The organism is Candidatus Acetatifactor stercoripullorum, from assembly GCF_944382095.1.
Classification (GTDB): domain Bacteria; phylum Bacillota; class Clostridia; order Lachnospirales; family Lachnospiraceae; genus Acetatifactor; species Acetatifactor stercoripullorum.
The window spans coordinates 1-22,973 of the sequence record NZ_CALWMU010000036.1 but is presented as its reverse complement, the minus strand read 5'-3'; the positions used below and the strand labels follow the sequence as shown (position 1 = coordinate 22,973).

At 49.2% G+C, this 22,973-nt stretch carries 23 protein-coding genes; 10 read left to right on the top strand and 13 right to left on the bottom strand.

Annotated elements, in window-relative coordinates:
• Positions 1–67 precede the first annotated feature (67 nt).
• Positions 68–616 carry an HD domain-containing protein gene (locus SHK35_RS10915; protein WP_318703927.1) on the bottom strand — a complete coding sequence of 183 codons (549 nt, stop codon included), beginning with the start codon at positions 614–616 and terminating at the stop codon, positions 68–70.
• A 132-nt stretch (positions 617–748) separates the two neighbouring features.
• Between SHK35_RS10915 and SHK35_RS10910 the strand changes: the two genes are divergently transcribed.
• Complete coding sequence (locus SHK35_RS10910; protein WP_318703929.1) at positions 749–1,366, top strand: sugar O-acetyltransferase; 618 nt, start codon at positions 749–751, stop codon at positions 1,364–1,366.
• Positions 1,367–1,431: 65 nt separating this feature from the next.
• Here the strand turns inward: SHK35_RS10910 and SHK35_RS10905 are convergent, their stop codons facing one another.
• The gene (locus SHK35_RS10905; RefSeq protein WP_318709776.1) at positions 1,432–2,466 is read right to left on the bottom strand and encodes a J domain-containing protein; all 1,035 of its coding nucleotides are present in this window, start codon (positions 2,464–2,466) and stop codon (positions 1,432–1,434) included.
• 205 nt (positions 2,467–2,671) lie between these two features.
• On the opposite strand from SHK35_RS10905, the gene SHK35_RS10900 reads away from it, so the two are divergent.
• Positions 2,672–5,200, top strand: a complete 2,529-nt coding sequence (locus SHK35_RS10900; protein ID WP_318709765.1) for a hybrid sensor histidine kinase/response regulator — start codon at positions 2,672–2,674, stop codon at positions 5,198–5,200.
• Positions 5,201–5,300: 100 nt separating this feature from the next.
• On the top strand, positions 5,301–6,671 hold the full coding sequence (locus SHK35_RS10895; protein ID WP_318709764.1) for a sodium-dependent transporter: 1,371 nt from the start codon (positions 5,301–5,303) through the stop codon (positions 6,669–6,671).
• On the opposite strand, the gene SHK35_RS10890 is transcribed toward SHK35_RS10895, so the two are convergent.
• Positions 6,668–7,684: a GNAT family N-acetyltransferase gene (locus SHK35_RS10890; RefSeq protein ID WP_318709763.1), complete on the bottom strand. Its 1,017-nt coding sequence runs from the start codon at positions 7,682–7,684 to the stop codon at positions 6,668–6,670. The genes SHK35_RS10895 and SHK35_RS10890 overlap by 4 nt on opposite strands.
• Before the next feature lie 242 nt (positions 7,685–7,926).
• Between SHK35_RS10890 and SHK35_RS10885 the strand changes: the two genes are divergently transcribed.
• The 3 genes from SHK35_RS10885 (at position 7,927) to SHK35_RS10875 (ending at position 12,350) form a co-directional block, all read left to right on the top strand.
• Positions 7,927–8,544, top strand: coding sequence for a TetR/AcrR family transcriptional regulator (locus SHK35_RS10885; protein ID WP_318709762.1), 618 nt, complete (start codon positions 7,927–7,929; stop codon positions 8,542–8,544).
• Positions 8,545–8,844: 300 nt separating this feature from the next.
• Positions 8,845–10,620, top strand: a complete 1,776-nt coding sequence (locus SHK35_RS10880) for an ABC transporter ATP-binding protein (protein ID WP_318703938.1) — start codon at positions 8,845–8,847, stop codon at positions 10,618–10,620.
• Positions 10,617–12,350 (top strand): ABC transporter ATP-binding protein, encoded by a 1,734-nt coding sequence (locus SHK35_RS10875; RefSeq protein ID WP_318703939.1) that lies wholly within the window; start codon positions 10,617–10,619, stop codon positions 12,348–12,350. The genes SHK35_RS10880 and SHK35_RS10875 overlap by 4 nt, the downstream gene beginning before the upstream one ends.
• Before the next feature lie 76 nt (positions 12,351–12,426).
• Here SHK35_RS10875 and SHK35_RS10870 read toward each other — a convergent pair whose 3' ends face one another.
• The 4 genes from SHK35_RS10870 to SHK35_RS10855 form a co-directional block, all read right to left on the bottom strand.
• Positions 12,427–13,212, bottom strand: a complete 786-nt coding sequence (locus SHK35_RS10870) for an amino acid ABC transporter ATP-binding protein (protein ID WP_318703940.1) — start codon at positions 13,210–13,212, stop codon at positions 12,427–12,429.
• A 25-nt stretch (positions 13,213–13,237) separates the two neighbouring features.
• A complete protein-coding gene (locus SHK35_RS10865; RefSeq protein ID WP_318703942.1) occupies positions 13,238–13,894 on the bottom strand; it encodes an amino acid ABC transporter permease in 657 nt (218 codons plus the stop codon).
• 22 nt (positions 13,895–13,916) lie between these two features.
• Complete coding sequence (locus SHK35_RS10860) at positions 13,917–14,705, bottom strand: transporter substrate-binding domain-containing protein (RefSeq protein WP_318709761.1); 789 nt, start codon at positions 14,703–14,705, stop codon at positions 13,917–13,919.
• Positions 14,706–14,954: 249 nt separating this feature from the next.
• Entirely contained in the window at positions 14,955–16,301 is a 1,347-nt protein-coding gene (locus tag SHK35_RS10855; protein WP_318709760.1) for an ATP-binding protein, read from the bottom strand.
• Between the two features lie 298 nt (positions 16,302–16,599).
• On the opposite strand from SHK35_RS10855, the gene SHK35_RS10850 reads away from it, so the two are divergent.
• Complete coding sequence (locus SHK35_RS10850; protein WP_318703948.1) at positions 16,600–17,355, top strand: GNAT family N-acetyltransferase; 756 nt, start codon at positions 16,600–16,602, stop codon at positions 17,353–17,355.
• Positions 17,356–17,402: 47 nt separating this feature from the next.
• On the opposite strand, the gene SHK35_RS10845 is transcribed toward SHK35_RS10850, so the two are convergent.
• On the bottom strand, positions 17,403–17,666 hold the full coding sequence (locus SHK35_RS10845) for a TIGR04076 family protein (RefSeq protein ID WP_318709759.1): 264 nt from the start codon (positions 17,664–17,666) through the stop codon (positions 17,403–17,405).
• Between the two features lie 178 nt (positions 17,667–17,844).
• Between SHK35_RS10845 and SHK35_RS10840 the strand changes: the two genes are divergently transcribed.
• A complete protein-coding gene (locus tag SHK35_RS10840; RefSeq protein WP_318703953.1) occupies positions 17,845–18,513 on the top strand; it encodes a Crp/Fnr family transcriptional regulator in 669 nt (222 codons plus the stop codon).
• 33 nt (positions 18,514–18,546) lie between these two features.
• Here the strand turns inward: SHK35_RS10840 and SHK35_RS10835 are convergent, their stop codons facing one another.
• The 3 genes from SHK35_RS10835 to SHK35_RS10825 are packed head-to-tail and all read right to left on the bottom strand — an operon-like array spanning position 18,547 to position 19,919.
• Entirely contained in the window at positions 18,547–18,909 is a 363-nt protein-coding gene (locus tag SHK35_RS10835; RefSeq protein ID WP_318709758.1) for an MGMT family protein, read from the bottom strand.
• 28 nt (positions 18,910–18,937) lie between these two features.
• Positions 18,938–19,552 carry a cyclase family protein gene (locus tag SHK35_RS10830; protein WP_318709756.1) on the bottom strand — a complete coding sequence of 205 codons (615 nt, stop codon included), beginning with the start codon at positions 19,550–19,552 and terminating at the stop codon, positions 18,938–18,940.
• 10 nt (positions 19,553–19,562) lie between these two features.
• A complete protein-coding gene (locus SHK35_RS10825; RefSeq protein WP_318709774.1) occupies positions 19,563–19,919 on the bottom strand; it encodes an MmcQ/YjbR family DNA-binding protein in 357 nt (118 codons plus the stop codon).
• 249 nt (positions 19,920–20,168) lie between these two features.
• Here SHK35_RS10825 and SHK35_RS10820 point away from each other — a divergent pair, with 249 nt between their 5' ends.
• Together SHK35_RS10820 and SHK35_RS10815 are read left to right on the top strand one after the other, a co-directional pair.
• Positions 20,169–20,309, top strand: coding sequence for a hypothetical protein (locus tag SHK35_RS10820; RefSeq protein ID WP_318703961.1), 141 nt, complete (start codon positions 20,169–20,171; stop codon positions 20,307–20,309).
• Positions 20,310–20,322: 13 nt separating this feature from the next.
• Entirely contained in the window at positions 20,323–21,069 is a 747-nt protein-coding gene (locus SHK35_RS10815) for an SDR family NAD(P)-dependent oxidoreductase (RefSeq protein WP_318703963.1), read from the top strand.
• 8 nt (positions 21,070–21,077) lie between these two features.
• On the opposite strand, the gene SHK35_RS10810 is transcribed toward SHK35_RS10815, so the two are convergent.
• Together SHK35_RS10810 and SHK35_RS10805 are read right to left on the bottom strand one after the other, a co-directional pair.
• Positions 21,078–22,340: a glycoside hydrolase family 27 protein gene (locus SHK35_RS10810; RefSeq protein WP_318709755.1), complete on the bottom strand. Its 1,263-nt coding sequence runs from the start codon at positions 22,338–22,340 to the stop codon at positions 21,078–21,080.
• A complete protein-coding gene (locus SHK35_RS10805) occupies positions 22,337–22,813 on the bottom strand; it encodes a very short patch repair endonuclease (RefSeq protein WP_318709754.1) in 477 nt (158 codons plus the stop codon). Before SHK35_RS10805 ends, SHK35_RS10810 begins: the two co-directional genes overlap by 4 nt.
• Positions 22,814–22,973: the final 160 nt, after the last annotated feature.

The following is a 22,973-nucleotide window of genomic DNA, read 5'->3' as shown; positions in this document are numbered from 1 at the left end:
CTTCCCTCTATTTCCATCAGTCTACCATACCTTATATGCAAAAGCTACCTGTCTTTTTTCCTGTTTTTCACAGCCAGCTTTTCAGGCAGCACAGGGAAGCTGCCATCTGCATAAATTCAGCTTCCACCGTCTTCCAGGGCTTTTCTGCGGTATCTGGACGGGAATACAGCTCTTTGACTTCCGTATCCTGGGCTCCCCTCATCAGCTCCCTTAATTCGCAGTTTAATATCTCATCGTCAATCAGCTTCCATTTTTGATTTTCTTCCGCACTCAGGTCGTTTAGGTGAAAGCGCTCCCAAATCTTATCCATGATCTTTTTTTCAATTTCAGCATAATTGGACAGATACATCTTGACCGGTCTGATAATATCTGAAATATAGGCCTCGCTTGCGTCATGGAGAAGGCAGGCCGCCTGCACCCTCTCAGACCACCCTCGCTCCCGGGCTTCTTTCATGCAGTTGATGGAATGCTGCCCTACGGAATAAAAATGCTTTAAGTGTCCCCCTCCTCTGCACAAAAGACTGAGGGCATGGGCAATATCTTCCAGGCAGATATCCTCCGCCTTGATGTCCATTGGGTCGAATTTCTTTCCCGAAAAGGTATTCATCCTACTCATATTTTATTTCACTCCTGCAGTGATCTGGTACATCTGATGTCTCATTCTACCAAACATAAGGGGGAAGCACAAGTATTGAAATTTACAGTTTTTTTTGCTACACTGTAGGCACATTTACAGGAGGACTTTCACATGAGCATGAAGGAAAAAATGCACACCGGGGAGCTGTATCTGCCGGGAGATGCGGAAATTATGGAGGAACAGTTAAAAAGGCTTGACCGTCTGTATGATTTCAATCAGACGCGCCCCTCGGAAATGGACAAACGGGAAAAATTGTTAAAGGAACTGTTTGCGGAGATCGGGGAAGGCTGCTACATTGAACCGCCCTTCCATGCAAATTTCGGCGGCGGTCATGTCCATTTTGGGAAAAATGTCTATGCGAATTTCGGTCTGACAATGGTGGATGACACTCATATCTATGTGGGAGACTATACCATGTTCGGCCCCAATGTGATCGTTGCCACAGCAGGGCATCCCATTTTGCCCGCCCTCCGGGAAAAATCCTATCAGTACAATATGCCCGTGCACATTGGCAGAAATTGCTGGATTGGAGGGGGAGCCATCATTCTTCCAGGCATTACCATCGGGGATAACGTAGTTGTAGGCGCAGGAAGCGTTGTGACAAAGGACCTGCCCTCCAATGTTGTAGCTGTGGGAAACCCTTGCCGGATTCTGCGTGAAGTAAATGAACATGATAAAGAATACTATTTTAAAAACAGAGCTATTGATTATGAAAATCTGGATTTTTAAATTCCAGTGAAATTGGACAAAAAAATTTAGGGCGGTGCTCTGATGCACCGCCCTTATATTACGCATTATGCCACATGGCCTCTCTGCCTGCTTTGTTTCTGCAGGGCCTGCTCGAACTCCTTTAATTTTTGTCTGGCCTCCGGGCTTAAGCTTTCCGGCACCTGAATCTCTATGGTGGCATATTGGTCGCCCCGCACAGAAGGATTTTTCATGGAAGGCAGTCCCTTTCCTTTTAAGCGAATCTTGCTTCCCGGCTGGGTGCCTTCTTTAATCTTGCACAGCACATCCCCGTAAAGCGTCTGTATCTTGGCCTCGCCGCCGAAAATGGCGGTGGTAAAGGGAATTCTTGCTATGGTGTAGAGGTCTGCCCCCTCTCGCCGAAAGCCCGGCTTCTCCCGCACGGTTACCTTTAGAAGCAGATCTCCGGGGTGTCCCTTTCCTGTTCCCGGCATTCCCTTGCCGCTTAAGCGTATGGTCTTTCCGGATTCGATGCCCGCAGGAATTTTTACCTCCAGTGACTGTACTCCTCCCGCAGCATCCTGCAGGCGGACTACCTTTTTGCCCCCAAAGGCTGCCTCCTCAAAGGAAATCTCCACTTCCCCATGAAGGTCTGCGCCATTTTCGTGGAATCCGGCAGAACCTGTCTCCCGGAAGGCGCCTCCGAACAAATCACGCAGAATGTCGTCCATATTTTCCCCGCTGTCAAAATGTACTTCCTGATATTGTCCCTGGGGTCCGCTATAGGTTCTTCTGTAGGTGCCTCCCCCGCCAAAGGGCCCGCCTGCGCCTGTGAAAAAATCCCCATTTCCAAAGGGGCTGCCCCCAAAGGGATTCCCTGTGCTTCCATATCCCTGGGACTGTGCGCCGCCTTCCTCAAAGGCAGCGTGTCCGAACTGATCGTACAGCTTTCTCTTCTTTTCATCGCTTAATATTTCATAGGCTTCTGTAATCTCTTTAAACTTTTCTTCTGCCTGGGCATTTCCCGAATTGCTGTCCGGGTGATACTGCTTTACCAGTTTACGGTAGGCTTTCTTGATCGCCGACGCATCGGCGTTTCTGCTTACGCCCAGAACCTCATAATAATCTCTTTTGGTACGCAATTCTTTCACCCTCTTTCTCTTTTCACAAAATATTTTTGTTCTATTTGCAATATAACACTTAATACAGTTGCTGTCAAGCGCTTTTCTGTACTATCTTTTGTAACTTTTCTTATTTTCCTCCCTTTTCCTTTTTACTTTATTCCGTGTGTGGTATACTTTTATTTGTACTTGCTTTTACGGAGTGTGGAAAAGGAGCATTGATAGAATGAAACCCAAAAAAAGAAAAACTTCCCGATTTGATTTTTCCATGAAGCTGAATATCTTTATTGTAGTGCTTTTCTCCGTTCTCATTGTCTGGGGCATTTTTCTGGTGCGCGACAGGCTTTTAGCCAATGCAGACGAATTGGGAACCTCCCTGGCGGAAAGCTATGCCTCCGAGGAGGAAAACCGCATTGCCATCTATCAAATGCTTTTAAATTTGGCCTCCACAAGCATCAACAACACGCTGGAAAAGGGAGGAAGCAGCCAGCAGATCCAGGAATGGCTTACGGATTACTCCAGCCACCTGACGCATATCCTGGGCTCCTCCGTCATTGACTCTTATGCAGTGATTGACGGAGCTATTATTGCCGCCACCCCCTGGGAGGGAGATCAAAATTATGACTATCAAAGCACCGAATGGTACCAAAAAGCCCTTTCGCAAAATGGGGATGTTATTTTTACCAACGCCTATTTGGACGCCGTCACGGGAAAGTACCTGATTACCCTTGCCAAGAAGCTGAACGGTTCCGGAAACGTACTGGCCTTTGATATTCTTCTGGAAAATTTTCATCTCCACGAAAACAAAGCCTCCCTGCCTCAGAACAGCTCCTACTTTCTGTATGACGGAAACGGCAATCTGATTTACTTAAGCGGCAGCCTGGACATCAAAGACCCTGATGTGAGACAATACGCAGAAAATCTGCTGACCCGCATACAGGACGGGAGCCTTCAAAGCTACTCTGCCGCCATCCGGGATTTGGAGGGGAAAAACCGCAGTGTTTATTACCATATCATGGAAAACGGCTGGATATCCGTGATTACCATGCCCGTACAAAGCCTCCTTACAGACAATATGGACACCACCTTCCTTCTGCTCTTTGGAATCTGCGCCGCTCTCCTTCTTACAGCCTGCGGCATCATCCTGCGTTTTTGGGTTGGCAGCCGCAAAATGCAGCACGTTCAGGATACGCTGCAGATTCTGGGAGATACCTATTATGCCATCTACCGGATCGATTACGAAAAAGCCACTTATGAGTCCATTAAATCCTCTGACGACGTAAGCAGCCTTCTGGGAAGCGGCGGCAGTTATCAGCATTTAATTGATGTGGTAAAGGAGTATGTAGATCAGCGGACCTATACAGAATTTGAACAAAGCTTTTCCCTGGAAAACATAAAAAAACTGATTCAGGATCAGATTTACGAGTTTGGGGGAGATTACCAGCGCCGGTTCGGGGAGGACTACAAATGGGTCAGCATAAAAATCATTTACAATAAATCCATGAAGCTGAACCATGTGATCATGTGTTTTCGAGAAATTGACGCAGAAAAGCGCAGGCAGCTGAAACAGCATATCCTTTTGGAAAATGCTCTCAAGTCCGCCCGTCAGACGGCAGAGAAGAAAAATGCCTTTTTCAGCCATGTATCTCACGATATGCGTACCCCTTTAAACGCTATCATCGGTCTGTCCAAGCTGATGAAGGACCAGCTTGACCACCCGGAAAAGATAAGGGATTATACGGCCAAAATTGAGCAGGCCGGCACACAGCTTTTAACCCTGGTGAACGACATTCTGGATATGTCAAGGCTGGAGAAGGGCACAGGCAGCACACTGGATTATACCGTCATGAATCTGGAAACCTTTCTCCAGGAATCTGTCTCTCTTTTCAAAGACCAGGCCCTGACAGAGCAAAAGGAATTAACTGTTTCGGTTCATCTGCAGCATCCCGCCGTTTACTGCGATCCCTTCCGCCTAAGCCAGGTAATCAACAACCTTTTGTCCAATGCGTTAAAGTACAGTATGAGCGGTGCAAGGATTACAGTGAATCTTGCCGAGACAGGCGTGCAGTCAAACCGAAGCAGATACCAGCTCACGGTAAGCGACACCGGCATCGGCATGTCCAGAGAATTTATGGAGCACATTTTTGAGCCCTTTTCCAGAGAGACCTTGTTCGCCCCTTCCAAAATCTCCGGCACCGGCCTGGGAATGCCCATTGTTAAGAGCCTGGTCCAGCAGATGAGCGGAGAAATTACCGTGGAAAGCACTCTGGGTGAGGGCAGCACATTCACCATCATTCTTCCCCTTCAGATTGCAGAAAGCGAAGCGCTTCCTCCTTCACCAAAAAAAGAGCCCGCAGTCAATCCCCAGGGGTTACAAAACAAAAAAATATTGATTGCAGAGGATAATGAGATCAACATGGAAATCGCATCCGAGTGTCTCTGCGCCCTGGGCGCTCAGGTGATTTCCGCCTGGAACGGACGAGAGGCGGTGGAAATTTTCAGCGCCGCAGCCCCCGGTTCCATAGATGCGATTCTGATGGACATGCAGATGCCGGAGATGGACGGGTGCGCCGCAAGCCAGTCGATCCGCTCTCTGGATCGGCCGGATGCTAAGACAGTGCCCATTATTGCAGTCACTGCAAACGCTTTTGCGGAGGATATCGCAAGAACAAAGGCGGCAGGCATGAACGACCATCTTTCCAAGCCCATTGACTTTAAGCTTATGGAGGAGGTTCTCAACAAGGCCATCCATTAGGGTGCAGTCCCGCCTTGTTTTTTAGATTGCTATAGACATTACGTTGATCAGAATGTTATCATATTCTGAAATAAACTTAAAGTAAGAGTGGAGGATAAAAATGAAAGAGAGAGAACGACTGGGTTCACGCCTGGGCTTTTTGCTGCTTTCCGCAGGCTGTGCCATCGGCATCGGAAATGTCTGGAAATTTCCTTACATAACCGGACTTTACGGGGGCGGTGCCTTCGTGCTGATTTACCTTTTCTTTTTGGTGGTTATGGGCATTCCCATGCTCACCATGGAATTTTCCATCGGACGGGCCAGCAGAAAAAGCCCTCTTCTGGCCTGCAAGGTGTTGGAAAAGCCCGGACAGAAATGGCATCTACAGGGATATATGGCCATGGCCGGAAATTATCTGCTGATGATGTTCTACACCACTGTTTCAGGATGGATGCTTCATTATTTTTACCTCACCGCCTCCGGCACCTTTGAAAATGCAGATGTGGACAGAGTGGAAGCTATTTTCGGAGAAATGCTCTCCGACCCCCTTGTGATGAGTCTTTGGATGATTCTGGTGGTGGTAGTTGGATTTTTTATCTGCTCCAGGGGCGTTCAGGCCGGCGTGGAAAAAATAACCAAGGTGATGATGCTGGCGCTGTTCTTCCTGATTGTAGTGCTGGCGGTAAACAGTCTGATGCTGGATGGCGGAATGGAGGGGCTGAAATTTTACCTGCTGCCCGATTTTGACAGAATGGCCGAAACTGGCATCGGTGCCACCATTGCCGCTGCAATGAATCAGTCCTTTTTTACCCTAAGCCTTGGTATCGGCGCCATGGCCATTTTCGGAAGCTACATAGGCAAGGAGCGTTCCCTGGCAGGAGAGTCCCTCAGAGTCTGCCTGCTTGACACCTTTGTGGCCATAACCGCCGGATTGATCATATTCCCGGCCTGCTTCGCCTTCGGCGTGGATGCGGACAGCGGGCCTAACCTGATTTTTATTACATTGCCCAACATTTTCAATCACATGGCCGGAGGACGGGTGTGGGGAAGCCTTTTCTTTCTTTTCATGGCCTTTGCCGCCTTTTCCACCGTCATTGCCGTGTTTGAAAATATTATTTCCTGCTGCATGGACCTGACCGGCTGCAGCCGCAAAAAAGCGGCTTTCGTCAATGTGTTTTTGATGATTCTGCTCTCCCTTCCCTGTGTGCTTGGCTTTAACCTGCTTTCCGGCTTTGAGCCTCTGGGTGAAGGAACCTCCATTATGGACCTGGAGGATTTCCTGGTGAGCAATATCACCCTTCCCATCGGCTCTCTGATTTATCTGCTTTTCTGTACCTCGCGCTATGGCTGGGGCTGGAAAAACTTTCTGGAGGAGGCCAACACCGGAAAGGGCTTGAAGCTGCGTAACGGTCTGCGCTTCTACATGACCTATATCCTTCCCATCATCATTCTGGTGATCTTTGTGCTGGGAATCAAGGATGTTTTGTTTTAAACAGAACGCATCGGCTGCAGCGTAAGTCGCATATCGTACCACACTGCGCCGCCGTGGACAGATTGTGAGACGCCCTCCTTTACAAAGCCAAACCGCTCATAATAGGGGATCAGCTCCTCCTTGCAGGTGAGGAAAATCCCCTTTCTTCCCTGAGCTTTGGCATCTGTGATCACCTGTCTCATCACTGCTGCGCATACCCCCTGTCTTTGATATTTGGGCAGCACAGCCACGCCAAACAGCATCTGCCAGTCTCCGTCCTCTTTGTGGAGACTGGCATTTTCAAACATCTCATCCCGCAGCTTCGCCTCGTTTGTCACCATGCCGTCTATCAGACCGGCCAGCTCTCCGTCCCAGAAAAGCAGCCAAAAATGCTCGGGATAGGTTAAAAGGCGCTGTCTGAGCGCCTCCTTTCCTGCAGCCTCCGCCTCAGGAAAGCACGCTGTCTCCAGCGCCGCCACCGCCACCAAGTCTTCTATGGTTCCATGCCTGATCTCCCATTGGGGCGGCAAAAGAGCAGGCAGCTTTGAAAGGTCCAAGGGCCTTCCATCCAGCACAGCTTCTGTCAGTCTGCTGTGGCCGTCGTAAACCAGCTTCAGAGAGAAAAAAGGCCTCTCCTCCTCCAGCAGCTTAAAAAAGATTTTATCTCCCTCCCAAAGGTTTAAATCAAACAGCTTTTCCCGGGAAACCCACACAAGCTCTCCCTCGTCACAGGCAATGGGCTCTCCCATAAATCCGTCCGCAGTAAACAAAGAGATGTATTCTGTCACCCCATCCCCCGACAAAAAGGTCAATAAGCCGCGATAGCGAAAGGAAGTCAGCGTATATCCGGTCTCCTCCTTCACCTCCCGCAGCACACATTCCTCGGGGCTTTCCCCCTCTTCAAAGTGGCCGCCCACGCCAATCCATTTGTCCTTATTCACATCCTGCTTTTTCACCGTCCGGTGCAGCATCAGATATTCCCCGTCTCTTTCCAGATAGCACAGCGTGCTCATATTTTCCATTCTTCCGGCCATAGTTATTGTTCCTTTCCGGCTGTATTTTTCCTGCCTTAAAATCTTTTCCAAATTGTAGCACAAGGCTTTTTTCCGTGCAAGGCTTCTACGTGTGGAGTGTTTCTCCCACGCGCCTTTTTGGGCAGGAAAAAAAACAGGCATTGACAAATGCCTTTGTCTGCTGTACGATATAACAGTGATATATAACATTGTTACAATTAAGAGCATGGACGGAATTTAGATGGAGGAAATGAGGGATTCAGATGAGCGAAGCGCAGCAGACTACCCAAAGCTTGATTCTCAAGGCAGCCATGCAGGAATTTCTGGAAAAGGGCTTTCAGGCCGCTTCCCTTAGAAATATCGTAAAGCAGGCAGGCGTCACAACAGGCGCTTTCTATGGCTACTACCACAGCAAGGAGGCTCTATTTGAGGCGCTGGTGGGGGAACAGTACGATTATTTTATGGACTGCTTCTGTCAGGCCCAGCGGGATTTCGCCAAGCTACCTCCCCAGGAACAGCCCGAGCACCTGGGCATTGACTCCGGCGCGTGTATGCACCAGATGCTTTTGTATGCCTACCAGCATTTAGATGAGTTTAAGCTTCTTTTGTGCGGCGCAGAGGGAACCCGCTTTTCCCATTTTATCGACGAAATGGTGGAAATCGAGCTTCAGGGAACCCACGACTACCTGAAGGTGCTTGCAGATTTGGGCAGACCGGCGCCTCCCATTGACGAGCGCTTGGAGCATATTTTGATCACGGGCATGTTCAACGCCTTTTTTGAATTGATTCTCCATGAAATGCCCTTAGAGCGGGCAGAGCATTACCTGGCGGAGATGCGAGACTTCTACACGGCAGGATGGATGAAAATTATGGGGCAGTAAGCCCTATAATTTTTACATATAGGTTAGTTTTAACTAACTAAGTATCATGGAATTTTATTTAAGATGAGTGCAAAACGAAATTTATTTTATGTGAAATCGTGCACATTGCATGTTTCATAAGCAGACCCTTGCTGACCGCCGGTATTTAGGCTGCGTCCTTTGCAGCCTTATGTACCGCTGCGGTCAGCTTGGAGCGAAAGCGTGTCTGTGTTGAAATATGAAATGTGCCCATAGAAACCTTCAAAATAATTTGTTTTGCAATCATCTAACCATTCCAAGTATAGGCAAGGAGGTTTTTCAATGAAACAAAAGTCAAATTTATCAAGGCTGATGGACTATGCCGGAGGGCATAGGGTCCTCACCTGGCTGTCCTGGATATTGTCGGCGGCAAGCGCGCTGCTGGCCCTGGTTCCCTTTTGGTGCCTGTGGCGCATTATCCGCGATATTCTGGCGGCTTCTCCCAATTTCTCACAGGCTGGGAATGTGACGGCCTACGGCTGGGCTGCCGTGGGGTTTGCGGTTTTATCCATTGTGGTCTATATCTCTGCCCTGATGTGTTCCCACCTAAGCGCCTTTAGAGTGGCTTCCAACATCCGAAAGGAGCTGATGCGTCATATTGCGGCGCTGCCCTTGGGGGTAACCCAGAAGTATGGCAGCGGCAGGCTGCGCAGGATCGTCAACACCTCCAGCACGGCCACGGAAACTTATCTGGCCCACAGACTGCCGGATAAGGCCGGAGCCATCGCCACGCCCATAGGGCTGCTCCTTCTACTGCTTGTGTTTGACTGGCGGCTTGGGCTTTTAAGTCTGATTCCGGTAGTGCTCGGCTTTCTGATTATGATGAAAATGACCGGAAAGGACATGGAAGAAAAAATGAAGGAGTACCAAAACGCCCTGTCGGATATGTCCAACGAAGCGGTGGAGTATGTCAGGGGCATACCTGTGGTAAAAACCTTTGGGCAGACCGTATTTTCCTTCAAGCGGTTCAAGACCTCCATTGACAACTATGAAAAATGGGTGATTGCCTACACCAAGGCGCTGCGGCTTCCCATGATGTGCTATACCACTGCCATCAACGCCGTGTTTGCCTTTTTGATTGCAGGAGGCATTCTTTTTACCAGAAACGGCGTTGACAGTGAATTTTTATTAAATCTGATTTTTTATATCATTATTACGCCGGTCATCGGCACCACTCTCACAAAGATCATGTTTATGAGCGAGGATTCCATGATTGTAAACGACGCCCTGCAAAGAATCGACGACCTTTTGGCCCAAAAGCCCCTGGAGGAGAGCGCCGCGCCCCAGGAGCCTCAAGACTATTCCATTACGCTGGAGCACGTAAGCTACAGCTATGACGGCAAAAAGGACGCTCTTTTGGATGTTTCCATGACCATACAGCCGGGAGAAACCGTTGCATTGGTGGGGCCCTCCGGCGGCGGCAAGACCACCCTTGCCAATCTGGCAGCCAGATTTTTTGACCCCCAGAAGGGCCGGGTTCTCATCGGAAATATCGATATCAGACAAATTCCCAAGGAGAAGCTCATGGAACAGGTTTCCTTCGTGTTTCAAAACAGCCGCCTGATCAAGGCGTCCATACTTGAAAATGTGCGCATGGGCAGGCCCGGCGCGTCCCGCAAGGAGGTTGACCGCGCGCTGCAGGCGGCCCAGTGCACGGATATCATAGAAAAGCTGCCAAAGGGCGTGGACACCGTTGTAGGCACAAAGGGCGTTTACTTATCCGGCGGCGAACAGCAGAGAATCGCCATTGCCCGTGCCATTTTAAAAAACGCGCCCATACTGATTCTTGATGAGGCCACAGCATTTGCTGATCCAGACAATGAGGTGCGTGTTCAGCAGGCCCTGACCACCCTCTCCAAGGGAAAGACAGTGCTTATGATCGCACACAGGCTCTCCTCCATCACCGAAGCGAACTGTATCTATGTGCTGCAGGACGGCCAGATTGCCGAAAGGGGCACACACAAAGAACTGCTTGAAAAGAACGGTATTTTTACCCATATGTGGAATAATTACGCGAAAGCGGCAGAATGGAAAATTGAAAAGGAGGCAGCAGAATGATTCAGAAATTACAGAGACGTTTCGCTTTATCAAGACAGGGAGCGGTGGATTTGATCAAGGGATGCCTGGCCTGCGTCTTACAAGACCTCTCTTTTATGCTTCCCGTGGGACTATTGTATCAGTTTGTGCTGGATACCATGAACGGAGGCGTTTGGGGGAGCCGGATTGCCTTCTACACAGCAGGCTGCGTGTTTTGTCTCGCCCTGATCTTTTGGGTGACTTGGTTTCAGTATAATGCCACCTATCTGGCAACCTATGTGGAAAGCGGCGTGAGGCGGATTTCTCTGGCGGAAAAGCTGCGCAAAATTCCACTGTCCTTTTTCGGGAAAAAGGATCTTGCGGATCTGACAAATTCCATTATGGGGGACTGTGCCACACTGGAAACTACCTTTTCCCATTATGTGCCCGCTCTGATCGGCTCTCTGATCTCTACCACCCTGATCTCTGTCTGCCTCTTTTTCTACGACTGGCGCATGGCCCTTTCGGCGGTCTGGGTGCTTCCCATTGCCTTTGCCATCACCCTGTTGTCCTCCCGGATACAGGAATATTTCAACAGCAAATCCGTAAAGGCCAATGTGGCTCTGGAGGAAGGCGTGCAGGAGTGCATTGAAAGCCTTCAGGATCTGAAGGCCAACAACGCGGAGCAGGACTATTTACAGGGATTGGACAAAAAAATTGATTACGCAGAAAAGCGCCATATTGTCACAGAGCTGGGAACCGCCTTGTTTGTGGTGTCCTCCACGCTGATCTTAAAGTTTGGAATTGCCACCGTGGCCCTTACTGGCTCTGTACTGCTCATAAACGGTGAAATTGATATTCCCCTGTTCTTTCTGTTTCTCCTAGTGGCGTCCAGACTCTACTCCCCTTTGGAGGGCGCGCTGCAGAATCTTGCCGCAGTGATTTCCTCCAAGACAAATATAAACCGGATGAATGAGATTCTTGACCATCCCATTCAAAAGGGCGGCCACAGCATAACCTGCCAGGGATATGATATTGTATTTGACCATGTGGGCTTTGCCTACAACAGCGGGGAAACCATTTTAAAGGATGTATCCTTTACCGCAAAGCAGGGAGAGGTCACCGCTCTGGTGGGGCCCTCCGGCGGCGGTAAAACCACCGTTTCCCGGCTGGCTGCAAGATTCTGGGATGCGGACCGGGGAAAAATCACCGTGGGCGGCATGGATATCACGTCAGTGGAACCGGAAACACTGCTTTCTTTATATTCCATCGTGTTTCAGGATGTGACCCTTTTTAACAATACCATCATGGAAAATATCAGAATCGGCAGAAAGGACGCCACCGACGAGGAGGTGATTGCGGCGGCAAGGCTGGCAAACTGTGAGGAATTTGCCCAAAAGCTTCCCCATGGCTACCACAGCATGATCGGCGAAAACGGCTGTGAGCTTTCCGGCGGAGAAAGACAGCGTATCTCCATCGCCAGAGCCTTTCTCAAGGACGCCCCCATTGTTCTTTTGGACGAGGCCACTGCAAGTCTCGACGTAGAGAACGAAACCCTGATACAGACCGCCCTGTCAAGGCTGATCAAGGACAAAACCGTTCTCGTTATCGCTCACCGTATGCGCACGGTAAGCGGCGCCGACAAGGTAGTGGTGCTTTCCGAGGGAACCGTGGCTGAACAGGGCACGCCTGCCGGACTGATGGAAACAGGCAGGATTTACCCTCACATGGTAAAGCTCCAGGAAATCAGCCTAAGCTGGGGAATTCAGTAGAAGATATGCGCCTTGGGATATACCACGCGCAAAAACGGGCAGCCTCCCTGTGAGACTGCCCGTTTTCTGCGCCCGCTCACCCTTGCGTGTACCGGGCCAAAAACTGCTTTGTACGTTCCTGCCTGGGGTTATCGATCACCTGTCTGGGATCTCCCTGCTCCACGATCACACCCTCGTCCATAAAAATAACCTGATCTGCCACATCTCTTGCAAAGGCCATCTCATGGGTCACAATAATCATGGTGGTTTTTTGCTGTGCAAGCCCTCTGATCACCTTAAGCACCTCTCCCGTCAGCTCCGGGTCCAGGGCTGATGTAGGCTCGTCAAAGCACAGGATGTCCGGCTTAAGCGCCAGCGCCCTGGCAATGGCCACCCGCTGCTGCTGCCCTCCCGAAAGCTGATGGGGATAATGCCCGCTTCTTTCGGACAGTCCCATCCGTTCCAGCAGCTCTCTTCCATGGGCGTCGATCTCCTCCATGATTTCCCGTTTCCTCTGTTTAAAATCCGGTCGCTCCTTTGCCAGCAAAAGCTCTGCCAGCGTCACGTTCTCCAAGGCCGTATACTGGGGAAACAAGTGAAAGGACTGAAACACCATGCCAAAATGCAGGCGTTTTTTGCGAAGGTCTCTCTCCCGCTCCTTTGCAGGAAGGGAGGCATCAAAAAGCTTCTCTCCCCGGACAGTGATCACTCCCCTGTCGGGCGTCTCCAAAAAATTCAGGCACCGCAGCAGCGTGGTCTTTCCCGAGCCGGAGGAGCCGATGATGGCTAACGCATTTCCTTCCTCCAGAGAAAAGCTGACGTTTTCTAACACCCTTGTGTTTCCAAAATGCTTTTCAATCTCTGTTACTTCCAAAATTGCCATGAGTCAACTCCTTATCTGAAATCCTCTACCTGAAATAATCCAGCCTGCGCTCCAAATAATTGAACAAAAGCGTCAGAATGCCTACAAACACCAGGTAAAATACGCCCGTGTAAAACAAAGGCCAGGTAATCCCATCGGACTTCATAAAGGAATAGCCCGCAAAGGTCAGCTCGTAGGCGGCAATAATCCTGGCAAGAGAAGTATCCTTCACCAGGGTAATCACCTCGTTGGACATGGGAGGCACCACCCGCTTGATCATCTGCAGCAGCGTGATCTTGAAAAAAATCTGGCTGCGGGTCATGCCCAGCACCTGGCCGGCTTCCCGCTGTCCTGCAGGCACACCCTCGATTCCACCCCGAAAGATTACCGAAAAATAGCAGGCATAATTGAAGGTAAAAGCCACCACCGTGGCCGTCAGCCGCCCCGTCTCATTGCCGCTCCAGATATTGTGATCCAGCCACAGCCCCGGCCCGTAAAAAATAATGATCAGCTGCAGCATCAGAGGCGTTCCCCTGACTACCCAGACTACAAGCTGCATGAAATAGCGAAGCAGCCTGCATCTGCTCATGGATGCAAAGGCAAACAGCAGTCCTAAGGGCAGCGAAAACAAAAGGGTCAGTATGAAAATCTGAAAGGTTGTAGCCAGACCGTTCAGCAGCGATAGTGTCACAGTCCAAAACATAATTTCCCTCTTTTCTCCCGGTCTATTCAGCCGGCACCACAACTACCTGTGCGTTGTTGCAGTAAGCATTGGTGCATTCCATGGCGGAGGTCACTTCCTCGGTAAGAGTCATGCCGTTCCATACCACATCAATATTCTGGGAATCCAGCTCCATGATCTTGTTGTCCCAGTCGATTTCTACAAACTGTGCCTCAACGCCCAGCTTTTCCGCCACCAGTCTGGCCATATCCGCGTCAAAGCCGATCCAGTTTCCCGATTCATCCTTGTAATCCATGGGCTCAAAGTCGGTGATTCCCACAATCAAAGTCCCTTTATCCTGTATGTACGCCACATCGCTTTCCTCAGCGGGTGTATACTCTGACGCGCTCTGTTCCAGCAGCGACTCCTGCACACCATACTGCTCGGCAATCTGGAGCATGGTTCCATCCGCGTAAGCCTCTCCGAAAACGGAGTTAATATAGGAAGCCAGATCAGAGCCCTTGCGGCAGCCCACGCCGTACTCCTCCGTCGTCAGCTGGTCGGTATAGGTCAAATCGGGATAGCTGGTGCCCTCGCCGATCATGGCTCCTGCCATTAAGAGGTCAATAATGGCTGCATCTGAGGTTCCAGAAGCCACCTCCATCAAAGCGTCTGCCTGAGAAGCCACAGAGTTGTAGGAAAATCCGTTTTCCTCCGCTGCCGCCTCTCCTGCGGAGCCGGCCTCCACTGCATAAACCATTGCGCTTTCCCCGCCTGTCTCCTGACTGCCGCAGGCGGTAAGGCTTCCCACAGCCAGCGCTGCCGTTAGAATCAATGCTGCTTTCTTCTTCATAATCTCCTCATTTCTGCGCGGCCCTTCTTTGTGAAAAAGCCGGAAGCGCCGCGCTGCCCCCGGCCTTTTATAAAAGCTTTAAATCCTTTCGTATTGTACCATAGTAGCACGCTAAAGTAAAGCTGGAATCCACAGGCATTTGCGGCTCTGAAAATTTATTTTATCCTAAATTCTTATCCTTATCAATTACAGCAAAGCACATTGAAATCGCGTTTTGATCTTCGCATAGCCAATTGTATGGGCACCATCTTATGGATTTCTATTTGTTTGTTCCAGTGCCAACCCAATCAGTCGATCTGTCTGATCAGCCATAAACAGCGGAATGTTCAGCATATCATTATCCAGTTTCAGGTTATCCAGCGAAAAACGTACACGCAGCTTTACCTTATCCGGAAACAGTTCCTTGAATTTTTTAAGACTTTTACTGGAGGTGTTGGCTTCCGACTTGACCTCCACAGGGAAAATATCATTTTCTCGCTGTATGAGGAAATCCACCTCATAGGGAGGATTTGTCTGTGTCCAGTATCGGGGAACCACTTCAAATTGTGTAATCAAAGTCTGAAGCACAAAGTTTTCTGTTAATGCCCCCTTGAATTCCGTGAACAGGCGGTTGCCCTCGCCAAAGGCGGTGGGTGCCAGCTGGGCCATCCGACGCAACAGCCCCACATCTGCTAAATAAATCTTAAAGGCAGAAAGATCGTCGTAGGCAGCTATAGGAAGACCAGGAGCTGTGCTCCGGTAGATCTTATGCACCAGTCGGGCATCCACCAGCCACTGCAGGGCGTCCTCATATTCACGGGCCCGTGCGCCCTCTTTGACAACTTTATAAATAAACTTTTTGTTCTCTCTCGCAAGCTGGGACGGTATCGATTTCCAGATCATTGAAATCTTGGGAAACTCACTGATATTTGGGTGCTTAGCAAAATCTCGTTCATAGGCACCAATAATCCCGGACAAGGCTTCCTGCATGGCATCTACATCCCGTGCCTCTGTCCACATCTTGACGGGTTCCGGCATACCACCGGTCACATAATACATCTTGAGCTTTTCATACAAGGGATTAAAGAAGGCGTCAGGAATCGGCTCAATCGTATTGACCATTTCCAGAAATTTTGCCAGGTTCTCATCCCCGTTGGCCAGCAGGAATTCTGTGAAGGTCATGGGATCGATCTGCATGAAGTTGACCTTGCCCACCGGGAAAGAGGAAGGTTTTGCCAAGGCAATGCCCAGGAGAGAACCGGCGCAAGCAATGTGGTATTGTGGAGTGTTCTCACAGAAATACTTCATGGAGTTGATGACCTTAGGGCAATCTTGTATCTCGTCAAAAATAATGAGGGTCTTTTCCGGCAGAATCTTCTGACCGCTTGCCAGCATCAGATTCTGCAAAATCCGGTCTACATCCTTTGTGGTTTCAAAGAACTGCTTATATTCTTCGTTTTCATCAAAGTTAAAATAAGCAGTGTTTTCATAATAGCGTTTTCCGAATTCTTTCAGAATCCAGGTCTTACCGACCTGACGCACACCTTTCAAAATCAGAGGCTTGCGATAGGGAGAATTCTTCCAGTTTAGCAGTTCCTTCAAAATCAATCGTTCCATACACACACCCAATCACGCTTTTATAGCTAATTTAGTGATTTTTATCACATTTTTATTATATATGAACGCCATAAAATTACAACCCTAATCACAAAATTATATGCGTTTGAAGGCAAATTAATCACATTATTATTAGGATAAACGGAATTAAACTTCATGCCTTTACAGGAAGGCCCCACAGCCATTATAATATGGATGTTTCAGTGGTATGATTATTTACAAACGCTGTATGAAAACCTCGTGGTCGGGATAGATTATATAGCCCAGCGAAAAAGCGGAATATATGAGGCAATTAACGATGATATATGAATTAGAAGATACAGCTTGTGCAAAGCATTTATTTGGAAATTGGGAAGAAACAATGATATATTCCTGTGTCCAAAAAACCATGGGAAAGCTTTTTGCAGCCGAGAAAAATAATCCCAAATCGGTTATGGCAAAGCTTGGAGATTTTATCTTTTTTGCAGGAGAACCTTGCAAAGAGTTAGTCGAGAGTAACTTCAACGGTTTTGTGATTATGGTGCCGCAAACTGATGAATGGGCACATTTCATTAAAGCGTATTATAAAGACAAATGCAGACAAGTAACCAGATATGCAATGAAAAAGAATACAGTATTTGATAAGAATCATTTAACAGGGTTGATTGCCAAACTTCCAAAGGGTTACAATTTGCAGTTGATTGATGAAAATCTTTTTGACCAATGCTTCAATCATCAATGGTCAAGGGACTTGGTTTCTGTATTCGAATCTAAAAATAGGTATCTGGAAAAGGGGCTTGGTGTAGCCGCCGTAAAAAATGGTCAAATTGTTGCAGGTGCTTCTTCTTATACAAGATACCAGGAAGGCATAGAAATTCAAGTGGATACAAGAATGGATGAAAGGCGAAAGCATCTTGCCACTGCTTGTTGTGCGAAACTTATTCTTGAATGCCTTGAGCGGGGATTATATCCAAGCTGGGATGCACAAAATCTTTGGTCCGTTCATTTGGCAGAAAAATTAGGGTATGAATTATCACATGAATATATTGCGTATGAGGTGAACCAGAAGGATTAAAGCGGAACCCTGGGAGCAATTTCCCCCTCTACGAAACGTAGAGCCGGTCATCTGACCGGCTCATAATCTATCTGTGCTTCCTCATTGGTGGCCTCCAGCTTAAAGATCACCGGGCGCAGACCGTCATTGCAGCTGCAGATGGCGGTTCCCGGTTTTCTGATCCAGTCGCCGTAATAGAAAATTTCCGTGCCATCCCCATGAGCCAGAGCAAAAACATACTGGTAGATGGCCTTCCATGCCTCGTCGCCGTATTCCGCCGCCAGATCCTCATTGAACATGGTTCGCAGTACTGTGATCTTTACCTTTCGCATTCTTAAGCTCCTCCTTTTTCCGTCAGTTCTAAGCAACAGCTTACCATCCTCACATCCTGCCGTCTGCTACAAATGATGCAAACCCGGCGCTTCGCAAAAATTTATTTACGAAAAATGGCAGAAAGGATACAATAAAACAATAACAACATGCAAAAAGCGCGCAGAAATGAGGAATTTTATGATGCTGACACCCCGCTATTTTTTCACCAATGATTTCAATGATTTTTATGAATACTTTCTCTCCCGCCCTCACAAAAAGAGAACCTTCCCGGAGGGCAGCTGTCTGTGGAAGCCGGGAGAGCCCTTCGGGCGCATTCACTACATCATTTCCGGCGTGGAGCAAAGCTATGTAGAGCACGAAAGCGGCCGGAAGAAAATTTTATCCTTCCACGGCAGCGGAACGGTTTTCCCCGGCTATCACCAGCAGGATTACCGCATTGAAAGCTCCATTGTCACAACGGCTCTCTCCCCCATGGAGGTGCTTGAATTTTCCAAGGAGCAGTTTCGTTCCATGTTTGAAGAAAATTCCGCTTTGAGCGCCAGAATCGTTGAGTGGTTTTCCATGTATGTAAACCTGCTGCTTTATGATACCGCCCATCAGGAATACAACTGCTCCTTCCATAAGCTGTGCAATCTGCTCTATCTTCTTTTGGTGGATGAAAATAAGCGCAGTCCTGTGCACATTCCCCAAAGCGATCTGGCGGATATCCTGGGAATCAGCCGCGTCCATCTCACCAGAGGGCTTGCCAGGCTGCGGGAAGAAAACATAATCGTCACAAACCGCAGGCAGATTATCGTCACAGACCCTTCCGCCCTGGCAAAGTATTGTTCCATGGAAACTCTGTAGCTTTGACCCTGCGGCTTTAGCTCTGCAGCTTTTTCAGATGCCAAGGCGGTCAAATTCCTGCTTCAGCCCAAGTGCCTCCTCAAAGGTGTTTTCCCAGCGGTATTTTTTTAAATCCACCCAAAAGCCTCTATCCGTCTGCACCACCTCCACCCCTTCCGCCTCAAGCAGCCGTTTCTGAAGGTCGAAGGTCTCAAAGGCCGCAGCCCCGCTTAAGATTCCCCGACTGTTTACAATACGGTGTGCCGGCACCTGTCCTAAGCGTTCCCCATTTAAGGCATGCCCTACCTGTCTTGCATAATTAGGAGTGCCGCACAAAAGGGCAATCTGTCCGTAGGTTGCCACCCTTCCCTTGGGAACGCTCCTTACCGCCAGAGAGGCTCTTTTGTAAAAATCCATTTCCTTTCCCTTTCCATTGGCATTTTAGTCAAGTTTCCTTCTCCTCTTCCAGGCCTTTCAGCAGCACGGCCCTGCAGGGCGCTCCGTCCGCACCCCCAAGCTTTAAGGGGGCGGCGCACAGAAAATATACCCCCTCCGGCACCTGTCCCAGGCATATTCCCTCCAAAAGTGTAATCCCCGCCCCCAGAAGCCGCAGATGCACCTCCTCCGGGTTCTCCTCCGGCCCCACGGTCTGAGACTCGTTTCCCAGCAGGGAAATCCCTTCCTCTGCAAACACGGCGGCTGCCTGAGCGGTTACAACGGCCCTTCCCTTGATCAAAATCCTTTTTACCGCCTCCCTCTTTCTCAAAAGAGCTGTCTCCAGCATATGACGGGCATGCTCTGCCGTGACCTCCCCTGTATGAGCGACCACACAGGCCCATCCCACATAGGCGGACAGCTCCATCTGATCGACGGTTTTTCCCTCCTGATAAAAATGAAAGGGGGCGTCCACATGAGTGCCGTTGTGGGCACACATGGAAAATGCCGTAAGATTACAGGCGTCTCCCTTTTCCATGGATAAAAGGCTTTCTCTTGCAGACGACGGGTCTCCTGGATAAACCCGGCTTCCAAATACCTCCTGTGAAATATCGTATATCTGCATTCGTGCCCTCCTATTTCCTTTTACCTGTTTCCGGATGCTTTCCCGACACCAGATCATAGCTCTCCCCAATCATTCGCTTTATGTCCTTCTCGGGTATGGTGTCGTCCAAGATCAAAGTGTTCCAGTGCTCCTTGTTTTGATGATATCCCGGGATCACCGACGGGTATATCTGCCTCCAGAAATCCCTCCATTGGGGGTCCACCTTCACATTAACCCGCAGCTGTCCTCCATACACATAGGTCCACAGAAAGGCTTTTTTATTTTTCCGGCAGCGCACCAGCACCCAGTTATCATCGTGAAAAGGCTTATCCACATAGGTCCCAGGAAAAGTGAGACCATAGGCCAATACCTGTTCTCTTGTGGTCATACAGGCTCCCTCCATCTGCAGGCTGATTCCGGCAGCTTCCTGAAAAGAAACGCCCTTCCCCATCTGCGGAGAAAGGCGCCCCTTCGTCTGATCAGCCGCATGCGGCGACCCTTTATCTTTTGTATGCACCAAGTATAGCATAGGCCTTCAGAAATTTCCAGAAAAATTCACAAATAACTACAGAATACTTCAAATGACATCCGGGGCAGAATCTGATATACTGTAAATATAAAAAAGGCGGTACAGCTCATGAAAATCACTGATAAAAACATAGATGGAGGGAAATCCTTTGACTGGGGGAGAACTTCTCCGGAACCCGTTTTGGGTTATTATGACCAGGTTCGTGACTTTGCCGTTCGTTTTGCATTACTTATCTTCATAAAAAAATAAGGAGGACATCTACATGAGATTGAAAAGTAAGGTTGCCATCATCACTGGAGGAAGCCGTGGAATCGGCTTTGCCACCGCAGAGAGGTTTCTGCAGGAGGGAGCTGTGGTTATTCTTGCCGCCAGCACCCAGGCATCTGCAGACCGGGCGGTAGAACGACTACGGGAAAAGTATCCCGACGCTGTTGTGGACGGAATCAGTCCGAATCTGGCAAGTCTGGAAGCTGTGCAGGAAGTCTTTGGAGAGATAAACGCCAAATACGGCTGTATTGATATTCTGGTAAACAACGCCGGTATTTCCGACAGCACCCCTTTTACAGATTACACTGAGGAGATTTTCGACAAGGTAATGGATCTGAATATAAAGGGCGTATTCAACGCCTCTTTGGCGGCCGTGCCCTACATGGTTTCCCGCAAAAGCGGCGTGATTCTTTCCACGTCCTCCATGGTCAGCATTTCCGGCCAACCAAGCGGCATAGCCTATCCCTCTTCCAAATTTGCCGTCAACGGCTTCACCCTCTCCCTGGCTAGAGAGCTTGGCCCCAAAGGAATCCGGGTCAATGCGGTGGCTCCCGGCATTACCGAAACCGACATGATGAAGGCGGTTCCCAAAGAGGTGATTGAGCCTATGATCAAGCAGATTCCCCTGGGCCGCCTTGGACAGCCCGAGGATATCGCAAATGCCTTTGTCTTTTTGGCTTCCGATGAGGCCTCCTACATTACCGGCGTTGTGCTCAGCGTGGACGGAATGGCCAGGGTATAGCCTCACCTTTAAAAGGGCTTTATCTCAAACAGCTTTACACTATGGGGCATAAGAGCCGAGCGAAGCACATTCTCTTCGTCAGGCTCTGCCGCCCTGTCTTCCCAGACCTCTCTGATTACCGCACCGGAGCCAATCCCCACAAAGGCCAGGTCCGTTGCGGCAGTAAGAGGTTCTTCTCCCACATTAAACTGGGCCACATAGGTTTCTCCGTCACGCCCGTTTGCCGCCCACACGATTTCATTTCCCCTTCTGTAAACCTCTCTGCCCGCATAGCTCTGCTGATTGATCTTGATCAGCGTCTCATTTTGCATCAGGGACAGGGTAAACGCATCGTTATCCGTCATGTCGCCGCCAAACATAAGCGGCGACCGAAACATACACCACAGCGTAAACAGCACCTTCTGCTCCTCTTTGGTAAAGCGGGTTCTCCGATCGCCCCCGTGGGAGCGGATTCCGATTCTTCCTAAGGGCAGCATATCGCAGTCCGGAAAGCCGCCCCGTCCCACATACGCAAACCAATCCCTACAATAATCAAACATTTTCCTAAGCTGCTCCCAGCTGTCCCAAAAATCGTCGGTCATTCGCCACATATGCGCATTTTCGTGCAGATGAAGAGCTTCCTTCAAGGGGGCTTCTCCCGGAGACAGGGAAAGAAGCATCTGCCTGCCACTGTTTTGTATGGCCCTTTGTAAGGCTTCGATTTCCGCCTTATGGTATGGCCTTGCCATATCATCCGCCTTTATGAAATCAACTCCCCAGCTGGCGTACAGGGAAACGATAGAATCATAATAGGCCTGGGCTCCGTCTCTGGTCATGTCCACGCCGCACATATCGTCGTTCCACAGGCACACACTGCCCATATCTGCAATTTCCGCCGCAGTGTGCGTGGTACCCAGGATTCGGCTGTTTTGCCGCACTGCCTGTCTGGGAATGCCTCTTAAAATATGTATTCCGAATTTCAGTCCGAGACTGTGAACAAAGTCTGCAAGAGGCTGAAAGCCTCTGCCGCCTTCGGCCGACCAAAAACGGTTGGGGGCGGGAAGCAGCCTTGCATATTCATCCATGATAAGCTCTGCATTCTTGTTGTAGTCCGCTCCTGCGGCATTTGGCTCATACCACTGAATGTCCACAACCACATACTCCCACCCAAACTGCTTTAGATTTGCCGCCATATATTCTGCATTGCGCCGCACCTCTTCCTCCGTTACGCTTGCCCCATAGCAGTCCCAGCTGTTCCAGCCCATAGGCGGTTTGGTCAAATATGCTTTCATGCCTTTTGTCCCGTTTCCTTTCGTTTTTTCTCGGATGCTTCGATCTCTAAAAGCTTCTGATCAAAAATAGCCTCCTTCACAACCTGAATGCACTCCTCTGTGTGCTTCTTTATGTCGTTTCCCCAAAATCTGATTACCGTCCAGCCTCTGAACAATAATTGTTTATTCACCTGGTCATCCCGTTCTCTGTTTTTTGATATTTTGCTGATCCAGTACTGGCTGTTATTGCTTTTTTCCAGCCTTGGCTTTAAAACCTCCCAATCCCTTCCGTGAAAAAATTCCCCGTCACAGAAAATGGCGATTTTATATTTTGTGATTGCAATGTCAGGCTTTCCCGGCAGAGCCTGAAAATTTTTTCTATAACGGATTCCCTTTTTCCATAAGGCTTTCCGCAAAAGCACCTCAATAGCAGTATCCTTTGATTTAATATTCTGCATATTTTTGTGCCGCTGCGCACGTGTAAGATTGTCCAATCTACCACCTTCCTTCCGGGAACAGGCCTTCTGTACGTCTCCATTTTATTATATCCGTTCTTTTATCCGCTCACAACCTTTACTTTGCTTGAGTTTCCGCAGAATTATCCCCACCGGATAAATCTGCTGCGTCCAGTTATCCGCAACTTTCAAAAAATGC